General features: G+C 54.0%; 11 protein-coding genes. 1 reads left to right on the top strand and 10 read right to left on the bottom strand.

All coding sequences use genetic code 11. The features are described from left to right. Positions 1-3 precede the first annotated feature (3 nt). From ACOOGA_RS16245 to ACOOGA_RS16200, 10 genes are all read right to left on the bottom strand, one after another. Complete coding sequence (locus ACOOGA_RS16245; protein ID WP_417461269.1) at positions 4-420, bottom strand: DUF3703 domain-containing protein; 417 nt, start codon at positions 418-420, stop codon at positions 4-6. An 81-nt stretch (positions 421-501) separates the two neighbouring features. Continuing rightward, complete coding sequence (locus ACOOGA_RS16240; protein WP_417461270.1) at positions 502-1,923, bottom strand: Dyp-type peroxidase; 1,422 nt, start codon at positions 1,921-1,923, stop codon at positions 502-504. After that, a complete protein-coding gene (locus ACOOGA_RS16235; protein WP_417461271.1) occupies positions 1,923-2,498 on the bottom strand; it encodes a hypothetical protein in 576 nt (191 codons plus the stop codon). Before ACOOGA_RS16235 ends, ACOOGA_RS16240 begins: the two co-directional genes overlap by 1 nt. Further along, complete coding sequence (locus tag ACOOGA_RS16230) at positions 2,495-3,106, bottom strand: hypothetical protein (protein WP_417461272.1); 612 nt, start codon at positions 3,104-3,106, stop codon at positions 2,495-2,497. The genes ACOOGA_RS16235 and ACOOGA_RS16230 overlap by 4 nt, the downstream gene beginning before the upstream one ends. Before the next feature lie 52 nt (positions 3,107-3,158). Continuing rightward, complete coding sequence (locus ACOOGA_RS16225) at positions 3,159-4,397, bottom strand: cytochrome P450 (protein ID WP_420429026.1); 1,239 nt, start codon at positions 4,395-4,397, stop codon at positions 3,159-3,161. A gap of 123 nt (positions 4,398-4,520) precedes the next feature. Continuing rightward, the gene (locus ACOOGA_RS16220; RefSeq protein WP_420429024.1) at positions 4,521-5,399 is read right to left on the bottom strand and encodes a patatin-like phospholipase family protein; all 879 of its coding nucleotides are present in this window, start codon (positions 5,397-5,399) and stop codon (positions 4,521-4,523) included. A 10-nt stretch (positions 5,400-5,409) separates the two neighbouring features. Further along, positions 5,410-7,140 (bottom strand): diguanylate cyclase, encoded by a 1,731-nt coding sequence (locus ACOOGA_RS16215; protein ID WP_420429022.1) that lies wholly within the window; start codon positions 7,138-7,140, stop codon positions 5,410-5,412. A 313-nt stretch (positions 7,141-7,453) separates the two neighbouring features. Then, positions 7,454-8,734, bottom strand: a complete 1,281-nt coding sequence (locus ACOOGA_RS16210) for a metallophosphoesterase (RefSeq protein WP_420429020.1) — start codon at positions 8,732-8,734, stop codon at positions 7,454-7,456. Between the two features lie 19 nt (positions 8,735-8,753). After that, positions 8,754-10,373 (bottom strand): solute:sodium symporter family transporter, encoded by a 1,620-nt coding sequence (locus tag ACOOGA_RS16205; RefSeq protein ID WP_420429018.1) that lies wholly within the window; start codon positions 10,371-10,373, stop codon positions 8,754-8,756. Positions 10,374-10,525: 152 nt separating this feature from the next. Then, positions 10,526-11,386: a MurR/RpiR family transcriptional regulator gene (locus ACOOGA_RS16200; RefSeq protein ID WP_420429016.1), complete on the bottom strand. Its 861-nt coding sequence runs from the start codon at positions 11,384-11,386 to the stop codon at positions 10,526-10,528. A gap of 153 nt (positions 11,387-11,539) precedes the next feature. Here ACOOGA_RS16200 and ACOOGA_RS16195 point away from each other — a divergent pair, with 153 nt between their 5' ends. Further along, positions 11,540-12,679: a Gfo/Idh/MocA family protein gene (locus tag ACOOGA_RS16195; RefSeq protein ID WP_420429014.1), complete on the top strand. Its 1,140-nt coding sequence runs from the start codon at positions 11,540-11,542 to the stop codon at positions 12,677-12,679. Positions 12,680-12,681 lie beyond the last annotated feature (2 nt).

Raw genomic sequence — 12,681 nt, 5'->3', positions numbered from 1 at the left:
CCCTCACCTCAGGGCGAGCATGAGAATAACCACAACCAAGCCGAGCGCGGCCCGCTGCAGGACGTCGTTCCAGACGCTAAACTTACCCAAAACCGACTTCAAGTCCTCCGGCAGTGGCATGGGTTTGAGCGCAGACACCTCTGCCGCGCCAGTATTGCCGACAGGCACCCAACCAAACACAAAACCGGGAATAACCGCCACAAGGCGTATGATCTGCCCAACGACCTCGCGCTTATCCTGCATACGCAGGCCTGATTTCAACATCCACCAATGTGTTGACCAGTGGTGCAGGAAATTGCGCTGCCCTAAGATATGTGCCCGCTTCAGCCGATTGAACGCCGTATCATAATCCGCCTTTATGTATGCATCGCGCGCGCCAGCCATCTCCGCGTCGAAAGCGTCCTTGATTGTCAGAACCATATTCATGTCTCCTGCAGCCCCGATTTTAAAGCCGAACCTACACCCCGGACTATGGTGCAAGGTCAAGCGGAATATGGCGGCCTATCGCCGCCAGTCGCAAACGTCGCTTGCAAGCGCTTCAAAGGCACTGAGGCTTGGCAGGAAAAAATACTCCCCGCCCCGACACGTTACAAACTGCTTGAGCTTGTCACAGATCATCGTTGCACGGTCCGTCCCAACATCACCGGGGATCACCATTTTATCGTCGCCTGTCCTTGTGCCTGCGATCGGGTCACGGTCATTGCCCTGATTAAAGTCATTGCCGTAATTGACCCACTGTTGCTGCACAAATTCAAACTGGCGCGAGATGCTGGCGTTCAGCACAATAAACATGATGCCCTGCCCGTCCTCGCCGTTGACCTCAGCCTGGCTTTCACCCGTGGGCACCAGTTTACCATAGGTGATGGCGCGCCTTAGAATGCGGTGCCTGTCTACAAGCAGCGAGCCGAAATCAGCCCCGAAGCTGTCCCGTGGGTTGCTGCGCCTGAGGTGGGACCCCATGGGGCACACTCGTCCCGCCGGATCGCTATCATAGCGGAAATCATAGTCACCGTCTGATTTCATCAGCGGCGTGCCGTCTCTGTGCCGTCCCACCATCCGGGTTGCAAGCTCGTCCGCGTTCTGCTCGGACTTCTCCGCCTGGTCCTTTAGGTAGCCCCGGAACAGGTCCACATCCTGCGCGAGCTTCCTTAACACCATAAAGGAACCGTTGTGGGCAAATGCCTGAGGCTTTGGCGCTATGGGTATTTCGCCATTTGTGTCAACATGGCCGAGAATAAATTCGCCCGCAGGAAAGGCCTGCCATTCGCCGTTTGCACTCAGGCGGCCATTGCCTTTGATGTGCTTGTCTGAAAGCCCCTCAATGGGAGGGTTGCCCATGCCGTCCCTAAAACCGAAGTGTTCAAGAAGCGCGGGTTGCTCTGGCTGGCTATCCGGGTCGTCGATATAGACCGGCACATCGGGTGAGGAGATAATACGGCTCACGTCCTGCGTGCCAACAATAGAGATCTCAGCCTTCGCCTCAACCCACTGACAGAAAGCGTCAGCCCACGCCTTCAGAAGCGCCTCATCACGCGCATAAACACCGACCCACAGATAAACCTGATCGTCCGACCACATGGCTTCCCAATTTGATGGGTCACTCACCCCCTGGTCACCATTGATGGCGGCGCGCCTACGCATACCGTCACGGTAATCTTCCGGCAGACTATAAAGGAGATCGTTATCCAGCTTAAGCGCCGCAAGGCCAGCGTGCGTGAGCGCCGCGTTTACACAAACGTCCGGCTTATGATGGCCCTTAAGATCGTGAAACGAGGTTAAGGGGCACAGATGCCGCAAGAGCGCACGACCTGCTGCAGGGCTTTCAAATCGGCAATAGAAAAACCGCCCTTTAGGCCACGCCAGACCAATGCCCTTGAGAAGCGCCTGTATATCCTTGGTATTGATGGAGGTTGATAAGCTCATTAGAAATTTCCAGGCTTGGGGACATCGGGGTTGGCTAAGGCTTCATGGTCACGCTGCCACGCTGCCCTGAGGTCTGCATCACTAAGGCCCTGATGCCTGGTGGCCCAGTCAGCCATAGCTTGCTTGCGAGCCAGCTTTTGCAAAGTTTCCTGTACACTCAGCGGGAACCCAGCATAACCCAAAGGGTTCGAGAACATACACCGGGCAATATACCGCCGGAAGAATACCGAACCCTTATAGGCGGGATAGCCAAGACATCGGCCCCATACAGCATGCACAAAGCCGGGCGCCGTACGGTACAGACAGTCGAGCAAGTCATCGGTCCCACCGTCCAAATCCACCACAAACAACAGATATTTGGTTTTAAGGCGTGCACCACTTGTGTCGCCCATCGGTGGTGTCAATTGGTCGAGTATCTGCAGCCGCGCCATATGCACCATCGGGCATGCCTTGAACGGGCTATTGTCCTGCTCGTGCTCGCTGATAGCCTCAAGAATATTCGCCTCCCGATCTTCGGGATCATTGTGGCGAAATTCAATGGGTGAGAGGGCCGTGAGGAAGCTGTGTTTTGTCATTGGCCCAACTCCAGCGGGCGCGCTCTGTGTTCGAGCGCTGCGCGTTCAGTCTGATATCCCGTAGAGCCAAGAAATGGCGCAACTTCGTTCAGGAAAGTGCGGTAATGCTGGCCAAACGCCTCATCTGTCATATCGGTGGCGGACATTTCAAGGAAAGCGTCAAGCTTGGGGTCAAGCTGCACAGCGGCCTCGATATCGCGAACCGTGGCGCCGGGATAGGCGTTATAATAGAGATCAAGCGGTGTCTCATAATAGCGGATGTAGCGCTTGAAAAGGCGCATGGGCCACGGCCCCGGAAAACCCGCGCTTGTATACCACAGCATATTCAGCCCTTTGCTGACCGACTTAATCCGCCCGAATGCATCGATATACTGATCCCACGACCCATTGAAATTTGTGGTGAAAATATAAAGGTCGTAAGGCCAATCCTCGACCGGCTGATCAGGGTCAAGTCGAGGCAGCCTGTCACCCGGCACCAATATCCAGCGCGCAAAATGAATAAACGCCAGTTGGGTCACGATTGTCAGGGGTAGATGCTTGAAAATAAACAGGATCAGCTTCGCACCCAGCCGTTTCCAGCCGCGTGGTACAGGTGTGATCACCGTCATGGGAAAAGCTTTTCCTTTAAAATGCGTTGGCACAAGCGGCATGGCAAGCTCCTCAGCTTCTATAGGTGATATTGAGGGTCCAGGGGAAATTGCCGTTAAAGATCATCTTGCCTTCAGCACGCGGCGCGCGGCGCAGTAGTGCAGTGAAAATTTCTTCCATCATCACATCCGCAATTGCAGCACCAACGCAGTAGTGAAAGCCGTGCCCGTAAACCATATAGACATCGCGTGAGCGTTCAGGGTCAAACGTGTCAGGCTTAGCAATACGGCGGGGGTCTTTCATTGCCGACATGCCCGAAATATAGACCATCCGGTCTTTCTCGATCTTGTAGGTTTTGGTGCTGCCGATACCCAGCTCAACCGCTTCAGGCGTGGTACGCCACAAGCCGGGCAGGATATAGCTGATGCGCAGTGCTTCGCGCACCACTCGTTGCACCAGCTCATGATCTTCTTTTTCCGCCGCAGCACATCCAATGCGGTATGCGGTCGCATCACCCAAAATCACATCGAACGCGTGGCCGTTTGCCAGCGTATTGGTGGGCAGGTAACCCATGATCATACCCATAAGGTAAGACCGAAGATGTTCATCATTCGTGATTTTGAGCGCATGGCACCGGCCAATGATGGTATTTTCCGGCAGCGGGTTCTTGTGTGCTGCGGCAATGGCATCGTCGATAACTTTCCAGACGGTTGAGATAGCTTGCTGCGCGCTTTCAACCGCTTTTGGTGCGAGCGATTGCGAACCAAACAGGAAGCCCGCTACATGCATACAGCCATCAAAAAACGGCTGTCTTGCCTCCGCTGGAATCGGTACACCATAATACCGCTCGATCACCGCTTCAGTGACGGGAACCATCAGGTCTTGGATAGCGTCGATCCGTCCACCTGCTTTTTTAAGTTCAGCCTCGCTGACGTCACGGGCAATCTCGCGGACAAATTCAAGGTCACTGGCGCTCCATATCTTTTTCACCTGCTCCAGCGTTTGCCAATAATCAGGCGTATCTTTCATGGCCAGCAGAAAAGTCGGCTTCCAGTCCAGAAGGTCCACCTGCCGTTGATAAGGCACAGGGAAATCATTCTGTCGCTGGAACACTTCCTGCACATGATCAAAGCTGGTCACGATCACCGTATTGGTGAAAGGGAACCGAAACACCGGCGCAAAACGACGCAGAACCCCAAACACAAAGGGAATAAGTTTCCGTACCAGAAAAGTGATGAGAAACTGGGCTATAGGCCCAGGCCGTTTGTCCTTAAGACTAAAAGTTTTCCCCGGTACCGCAGGAATTGTCATACTCTCGTCCCCCTCTGCATACAATGCTTGTATGATCCCCGCCCCCAGAGATCTGACACCATTAGGTTGTGAGACTATCCGTGCAACATGGTGCCGTCCAGCCTCCAACACATGACCGTTATGTTACCCCAGCCCACCCAGATACCGCTTTGTTGCCTCATACCCTGACGCATAGAGCCGGTTGAAATCTGCATCCGACAAGCTAAGGTCGGTTGCGCGAAAACCAAGGTCGTCGATCAATACACTCCTGCGCACCTGTGCTGGGTCATGCTCAAAATTGATGTTTTGAGCACTCATCACCGCCGCAAACAGGTTCTTTGCATACTCAAAAAAATTATGGGGCTGATGCTCCGCAATTTGCGCGCTGTCACCCCCCCGAACAAACCGAAACCCAAGCGTACCTGAATTAACGTCGCCCGCGTCAAAAGCCCCGATAGGATAGTTGTAGGCCACGCCGCCATCCACATAGACATGATCGTCTGGCTCACCGCCGGGGAACTGCCAGGCGGCATACATCAGCGGGATTGACATGGAGGCCCGCACCGCACCAACCACCGAGGTTTGCGGTGTCTGCTCAAATGAGAATTCGCGGGTGTTGCACGTCGTTAGGTCCGTGGCGAACACCGTGAGGTCGCGCCCTCCTCGCTCATTCAATCCTTCAAACGTCAGACTCTCAGGCAGGCCCAAGTTCGTAACCTGTCGCAAGATCCAGTCGTGGAGCACATCGCCCTTATAGAGGCCATAATGGCTCACAACCCGAAGTGGGTTGGGTTTATCTTCAAGGGTCTTGAAATGGATGGAGCGTAACGCGTCTTTCAGCCTATCAGATGAATACCCAAGGCTGAGCAGGAGTGCCGCAAATGCGCCAGCGGATGCGCCCGCCACCCGGCGAACGCCAGGAAGGAGACCCTGTTCTTCAAAAACCTTCAAGGCGCCGGCGTATGCCACACCCCGCACACCACCGCCTTCAAAGACCAGATTTTCGAACTTTGGCTCCCCCACCGCCATTATCCTATCCGTTCCCCTCGCTTACAGCCGTCGCCCCGGCATGCCGCGGGTCAACGATACTCTTCATCCCCGTACGGTATATCGCCACCCGGTCACGTCCGGTGTTTTTGGCCAGATACAAAGCCTTGTCGCCCGCGTTGAAAAACTCGGCAGAACTATCAAAACTTCCATCCTTGCAGCTAACAACCCCGATACTGACGGTGACATCCTCGAAAGGCACGTCCTTGCTGATCCGCTCGCGCAATCGTTCCGCCAGCACACGGGCCTCATCCAGCGCGGTGCGAGGCAGCAAAACGGCAAACTCCTCACCACCATAACGAAACGCCGTGCCCGGGCGGCGGATTTGCTTTTTGAGCACCACAGCCAGTTCCTTGAGCACCTTGTCGCCCACCGCGTGGCCATGCTTGTCGTTGAAGTCTTTAAAGTGGTCCACATCCATAACCAGAAGCGACAATTCTGCCTCTGGCCTATCACTCTGCCTAAACTCGCTTGTCAATTCCCGGTCGAAATGGCGACGGTTCGCCAGGCCCGTCAGCCCATCCACATTCGACTGTATCCTGAGCTCCCTGACCCTTACACCGAGGGCAACCGAGAGGAAAACAAACTCGAAAAACGAGCCAATCTGAAAACCATAATGCGTAACAAAATTGTGCGGCAGAGCCCCAAACACTTTCAGCAGATAAATAAACACCCCACCAAGGAATACCGACCATGCCCAAAGGTAATATCTTGCCGCGGCTTCCCCCTTGAGATGGGCGACAACCCCCATCGCGAACACAAGCCCCAGCGCCAGCAACAGGAAGACCGCGAGCGGTTCCACAAGCACACCGTAGCCAACAACAGGCACGGCGATGAGAACCCCCACCAACACGCATTGCAGCGCAGTGACACCGCGATTGAGCAAAGGTGAGAGCCTTTGAATACCAAGAAGAGAGCGGCAGAACTGAAGCAGGAAGATAATGGAGAGTGTTAACAAAACCGGGCGGCTGATCTGCCCAAACTCCGGCGCTTCCGGCCACAAATACTGGAACGCTAGGCCATTAAAAGCCAGCATGTAGCTGCTGTAGCTGAGGATATAGGTCAGGTAATAGAGAAACGCGACCTGCCGGTCCATCAGATAGAGAAGCGATATACACAACGCCAATAAAAGGAAGCCGCCAAAATAGGCACCAAACACCAGATACTCAACTTGTGTAGCGGCTAGCAATGTTGGGGCATCAAAGAGAGTGAGGCCGATATTAACCGGTCCTTTTGTGCGCACCCGTATGTAAACCGTCTGTTTTTCCTCGCTCGCTAACGAAAGCGGGAAAAGAAAATCCCGGTGCTCGATGGCGCGGGTGCTGAACGGTTGCCGGTTGCCGGTTTCCCAGCTCCTGACAATACGGTCCCCAGACAAAACCCACACGTCAACATGATCAAGCAGTGGATAGTCCAGCTTGAACGCAAGGGTCCGGTGCCTTGCACCACTATTCCTGACGGAAAACCGTACCCACCAATCGGAATTCGAGAACCCATAATTCGCGGTTTCGCGCTGCAGATCTTCAAACTGCGCGTTAAAGCTTTCGTGCCGCAGGTCTTCTGCGCCAAACCGACTATAGGGGTCTTCATAAACTTCAAGATATGGGGTGAGGTCTGTCTCCGTCGGGGGGGTCTCAACAGTCAGCGTCGTCCCTGCATATGCGGGCCAAGAAAGAACAACAAGAACGAGCAACACTAACGCTCGCGTCAGTTTCATAACAGCCATAACCGCTTACCGCACCTTTATAGCAGACAAATACGTCCAATCTGAAACCGACCCCATCCGACCCGATGCCCCCACCAAGATCAACTCATTCGTATGCTAGCAAAATAATTTGCAAATGCTCGCGCTTTTTTTGGTCCACGCCACTCACAGTTCGTGACAATTGGCCCTTAAGCCTGAAATTTAGCCCTTTCCTAAAGATACAAGCAGCCCGATAAATACAACCCAAGCGCGGTTATGAACGTGTCAAAACAGAAAAGCCGGACACTACTGCCCGGCTTTTCATCGTTCCATCTGCAGGCACGCGCTAGTTAGAGCGATGCTTGAACGGCATCTCAAACTCCACATACGGTGTGCCCGAACTGTCTGTCGGTGTTGAGATCATACGCAGCATACCTTCGTCACCCTTCAGTTCAATGTGAGAGAAACCCCAGATCATACCCCGGATAAAATGTGCCGTTTGTTGTGGGTATGCCTTGGCCTGAAATGCAGCAAACTTGCTGTGGGTCGACCGCTCTTTTGCAGCAGCTCCTGAAAGCACGTGCAATAACGGGGTTTCCGTCCGGCCATTAGGCGTTGTCTCGCAGGTATCCGTATGCACCTCAAGCGAATGTTCATGGCCTGCAAAATAGGCATCCGCATAGTCACACAGCATGGGCAGAAGCACCTTCCTGAGCGCACGCCCCTGCTCGAACTTGGAACCACCCGTTGACCAAAGCGGATGGTGACCGATCACAAATTTCCATTTGGCGGTCGAGTTTTTAAGCTCATTTTCAAGCCACGCAGCCATATTACGCTCGGCGTCGTTCGCGGGTTTTGCCCACTCGTCGACATCATCCGGGCCTGTGTCCTTTTTCTCACTGCCGTCCGGGTTCAGCATGGCTTCAGGATATCCGAGCCCTGAGAGCATCACCTCCGTATCGATGACAAAAATTTCAACGTCACCACCGGCTGACGGCGGCTTCACACTATAGAAAATACCGTCCATATAAAACTGGTCAGACTTTTCCATATAGTCGACCTGCGCCATCGCCCCCTCGCGGGAGGTATGCCAGTCATGGTTTCCAAGTGCTGTGTAGATGCGAAAATCAGGATATTCAGCGCCCAAACCTTTGTATGGAATGGTGAAAATATCCTCAAAGCGCTTCTCGTCACTGATACCGTCGGTGCCCATGGTGGCGCCATCCGGATAGATATTATCACCCAGCATCATGCCAAACTCGCAGGCCTTCACTTTGCAGTAGGCCAGCATGGCGTCAGCTACCGGTTGCTGGCCGCTGCGCATGATATAACCGCCCATTTCCGGGTGAAAATATAGCGATGGCATATGAAACTCAGACGGTGTTTTCTGGTCTTCAGCCCAGTCTTTACGGTAGTCAGCTTCAAACTCATCCAGCGTGCGGAAAGGTTCTTCCCACAGGCTTTTCTTCTGGTAGCCATAGTGATAGCCACTATCACCAAACGCGAGGAAGGAGATAGTTTTTTCACCATCTGCACCCTGGTCTGTTGCAGTGTCGTTTTGCGCGCAGGCAGACCCCGCCAAAAGGGCCGCTGTCGCTACCGCCATCAAAGGTTTAAACTTAAACATAACCATCTCCCACTCAGGTTTATTGTGCCAACAGCACATAAAAGAGAATTGTGACAACAGATATCGCAGCCCCGGCTTTTCTGGCATGCGGCCACGGCGTGATATCCACATCCTTGGTATAAACTTCCACATACTGCGCTTTTGGCGGGCTGATCTTGCTGATCACCACCATCAGCACACTGGTGAGAACAAACACCAACGCCAGGAAGTGCAGGAAGTGAATTTCATCTGTTGTGCCCAGAAGCTGCTGCGTGAACGTCTGTACGCTGTCGCCAAAAGCAAATACCAGCAGGTAAAAGATCACTGGCCCCAGAATCATGCCCACCTTCGCCGCATAAGCAGACACATACCGTGTGGTCATGCCCAGCAAAATCACCGCCAGCATGGGCCCGAAGAAGGTCGCGTTGATCTTCTGCAGATAGTTGAACAGGCTACCGCTTGTATCAATCAGAGGTGCAAACGCCATGGCGGCAAGCGCAAGCGCAATGCTGCAATATCGACCGCTGCGCACCAGCGCTTTACCGTCTGCGTCACGATTGATGAACCCACGGTAGATGCCTTGGCTGAACAGCGTGGCTGAACTGTTGAGCACGCTATTGAAGGTGCTCAGCACAGCGCCCACCATCACTGCGGCAAAAAAGCCAACAAGTGCTTCGGGCAACACGGTTTTCACCAGCATCGGATAGGCCATCAGATAATCTTCCGGGCCGAGCTGGTCTTTGAACATGTGAAAGGCAATCACGCCCGGCAGCACGATAATGAAAGGCCCAACCAGCTTGAAGCACGCCGCAATCAATACACCCTTCTGGCCTTCCGCCAGGTTTTTGGCACCCAGCGCCCGCTGCACGATCGACTGGTTTGTACACCAAAAAAAGATCTGGTTCACGATCATGCCGGTGAACAACACGCCAAATGGCAGGAAAGACCCCGGCTCATCACCGGTGATATCAAACTTGGGGCGTTCCTCCGTATAAACTTCGCTGAGCCCTGCCAGCAGGTCACCGTCACCCACCATCATCAGGGCGAGAACAGGCACCAAAAGGCCCGCGATCAGGAAGCCCACACCGTTCACCGTATCAGAAATCGCCACCGCTTTCAGGCCACCAAAAATGGCGTAAAGCGAGCCAAGCGTACCCACACCCCACACCATCATCCATGTGGCGGCATTCTTGCTGATACCGAAGGTCTCGGATACATCGAACAGGCTTTCAAGTCCCGCCGCACCAAACAGCAACACCACCGGCAAAATGGCAATCACATAAGAGAAGAGGAACAGGAGCGACGCAATGATGCGCGTCTGCTCGTCAAACCGCTTAGCCAGATATTCCGGGATGGTTGTCAGCCCGCTTTTTAGGTAGCGCGGCAGGAAATAGAGTGCGGTGACGACCATGGCAAGCGCGGCCGTTGTCTCCCAGGCCATAACAGCAATGGTATGGTTGAAGGCGTCTGCGTTAAGGCCGACCAGATGTTCGGTCGACAGGTTGGTCAGCATCAAGGAGCCCGCGATTACCCAGGCTGTTAACGACCGGCCACCCAGGAAGTAGGCGTCCGATGTTGTCATTTTATCGTCTTTGGTTTTCCAGTAGGCTATCGCCGCCACAAGTGCGGTAAAGCCGACAAATGTCACCAGAGCCAACATAAATACCCCCTCCCCAGAGAGCTTTGTGCTCGTTAAAGAATATATATTTTATTAGACCTTATTTTCAGAATATTTATTCTTTTTTGGTGCAATGTCAACATTTCAGTTCTGAAATACCGCGACAAAAGCCTGTAATGGCCTCAGCTATGGCATCAGCCACGTGCGATCTGCTCACTATCCAGCCCCAGCCCGATGGCCAGTGCCTGAGCAAGACACATGGTGCCTGTAATGGTACGGAAGCCGCTGACAGTCACCTTATCGGTGAGGAAATAGCTATCGCTGATCTTTACAATCGGGCTCACGAGCTTATCCGTCATGGCAATAACCTTGGCGCCGGACTCGCGCGCCTGTTGGGCCACGCTGATCACTTCATCCGCATAATTCGGGAAGGTTGCCACAACAAGCACATCGCCCTCGCCTATCAGTCTAGCCTGCTCAATCAGGTTGCCGCCCACCCCATCCAGTAGGAAAGCGCGCATATCAAGGTTCCGCATCATGTAATACAGATAGCTGGCCACAGGGTATGACCGGCGCTGACCAAGAATATAGATATTGTTGGCCGCCCGGATGGTGGCAATAGCTTCATCAAGCCGGGGGGCGGACACCTCGCTCTGCAGGCTCGTGAGCGCATCCCGGTTCGCCTCAAGGAAAACATTCAAAATAGGGTGTGCGCCGCCCGCGTTTTCGGAGGTGCCTTCCTTCAGCTTTTCAATCCGGTCTGAATAGTTGGCGGAATAGCCAGGCAACTGCTGCACCAGATTGCTGCGGAAGATGCGCTGGATTTCGGAGAACCCTTCAAAATCGAGCGCCTGGGCAAACCGGATCAAGCTTGAAGGCTGCACCTCGAGGCGCGACGCAATTTCCGCCGCCGTATCAAGCGCTGTATCCACCGGGTTATCGAGAATGAATCGCGCGATTTTCTTCAGCTGCTTGCTCAGCCCGTCAAAACGGCCCGCAAGCACAGCGTTAAATTCATCAAAACTGTAATCCGCACGGGTTTCTATCTTCGCCATAAAGCCCCAAACTCCCTATATCCTGCCTGAAATGTCCTTCCGCGAAATAATTATACCCGGAACCTCAATAAAAGGAATGCAAATTTCTAATGCGGAATATATATTCTTAAAGCGCCCGAAAATCTGCCAGCGAATACCTTGGGAAGGATCACTATGCAGGACATCAGGATTGGGCTGATTGGCAGTGGCTTTATCGGCAAAACTCATGCAATCGCCTATCAGGCTCACAATGCGGTTTTTGGCGGCCCACTCAGGCCCGTCTGCCACACATTGGCTGAGGTTGACCAGACACGCGCTGACAAAGCGGCGACCGAGCTCGGCTTTCAGCACAGCACAGGCGACTGGCGCACGCTTCTAAGCGATGACGCGATCGACATCATCGCCATTGCCACCCCGAATGCGCTGCACAAGGAAATGACCATCGCGGCGATTGAGGCAGGCAAACATGTATATGTCGAAAAACCGCTCGCGCTCGACACGCCAGAGGCGGACGAGATCATCAGGGCTTATGAGGCGCGCCCCAAAGGCGCGGCGCCGCTTGTGCATATGCTGGGGTATAATTACCTCTGTAACCCCATGATCAGCGTGGCAAAAGAGATGATCGACGCGGGCGAACTTGGCCAGATCGTGCATTTCCGTGGCCGCCATAATGAAGACTATATGGCTGACCCTGCTGTACCTTTCAGCTGGCGTTGCTCAAAGGCGGCATCAGGCACCGGCACGCTCGGTGACATGGGCTCACACATCATCAGCATGGCCATGCATCTTGTTGGCCCCATCGCCTCGCTTTGCGGGGATACGGATGTTGTTATCCCGCACCGCAAAGACGCAAACGGCACCATGAAAGCTGTGGAGAATGAAGACCAGGCACAGGCCATTGTGCGCTTCGCATCCGGCACTATGGGCATGATCGAGACCAGCCGCGTTGCCGTGGGCAAAAAACAGGGCCTCGCTTTCGAGATTGTTGGCACCAAGGCAAGCATTGAGTTTGATCAGGAACGTATGAACGAACTGCGGCTCTATGAAACCAGCGCCCCAAAGGGTCGTGCGGGTTTCAAAACCATACTGGTGGATGGCAACTGCCCTGACTTCAAAGCCTTCTGCCCTGCCCCCGGCCACGGCCTCGGGTATAACGACCTCAAGATCATTGAGGTGAACCGTTTGATGAAGGCTATCGCAGGTGGCGCGGACGTACCGGTGGATCTATATACTGCGCGGGACATTGAACAAGTGATTGATACCTGGGTTGCATCCGCTGAAGAACGTTGCTGGCTTGATATTGGGCGCCCATAAGG

This window comes from Kordiimonas sp. (assembly GCF_965216265.1).
Taxonomy (GTDB): Bacteria; Pseudomonadota; Alphaproteobacteria; order Sphingomonadales; family Kordiimonadaceae; genus Kordiimonas.
The sequence above is the reverse complement of the archived record's forward strand: the minus strand, read 5'-3'. Positions and strand labels throughout refer to the sequence as shown.

What these genes read in the sequence shown, in the direction of transcription:
- ACOOGA_RS16245 (WP_417461269.1), bottom strand. Translation starts at nt 420, where the DNA reads ATGGTTCTGACAATCAAGGACGCTTTCGACGCGGAGATGGCTGGCGCG.
- ACOOGA_RS16195 (WP_420429014.1), top strand. Translation starts at nt 11,540, where the DNA reads ATGCAGGACATCAGGATTGGGCTGATTGGCAGTGGCTTTATCGGCAAA.
- ACOOGA_RS16200 (WP_420429016.1), bottom strand. Translation starts at nt 11,386, where the DNA reads ATGGCGAAGATAGAAACCCGTGCGGATTACAGTTTTGATGAATTTAAC.
- ACOOGA_RS16235 (WP_417461271.1), bottom strand. Translation starts at nt 2,498, where the DNA reads ATGACAAAACACAGCTTCCTCACGGCCCTCTCACCCATTGAATTTCGC.
- ACOOGA_RS16225 (WP_420429026.1), bottom strand. Translation starts at nt 4,397, where the DNA reads ATGACAATTCCTGCGGTACCGGGGAAAACTTTTAGTCTTAAGGACAAA.
- ACOOGA_RS16210 (WP_420429020.1), bottom strand. Translation starts at nt 8,734, where the DNA reads ATGTTTAAGTTTAAACCTTTGATGGCGGTAGCGACAGCGGCCCTTTTG.
- ACOOGA_RS16240 (WP_417461270.1), bottom strand. Translation starts at nt 1,923, where the DNA reads ATGAGCTTATCAACCTCCATCAATACCAAGGATATACAGGCGCTTCTC.
- ACOOGA_RS16205 (WP_420429018.1), bottom strand. Translation starts at nt 10,373, where the DNA reads ATGTTGGCTCTGGTGACATTTGTCGGCTTTACCGCACTTGTGGCGGCG.
- ACOOGA_RS16230 (WP_417461272.1), bottom strand. Translation starts at nt 3,106, where the DNA reads ATGACGGTGATCACACCTGTACCACGCGGCTGGAAACGGCTGGGTGCG.
- ACOOGA_RS16215 (WP_420429022.1), bottom strand. Translation starts at nt 7,140, where the DNA reads ATGAAACTGACGCGAGCGTTAGTGTTGCTCGTTCTTGTTGTTCTTTCT.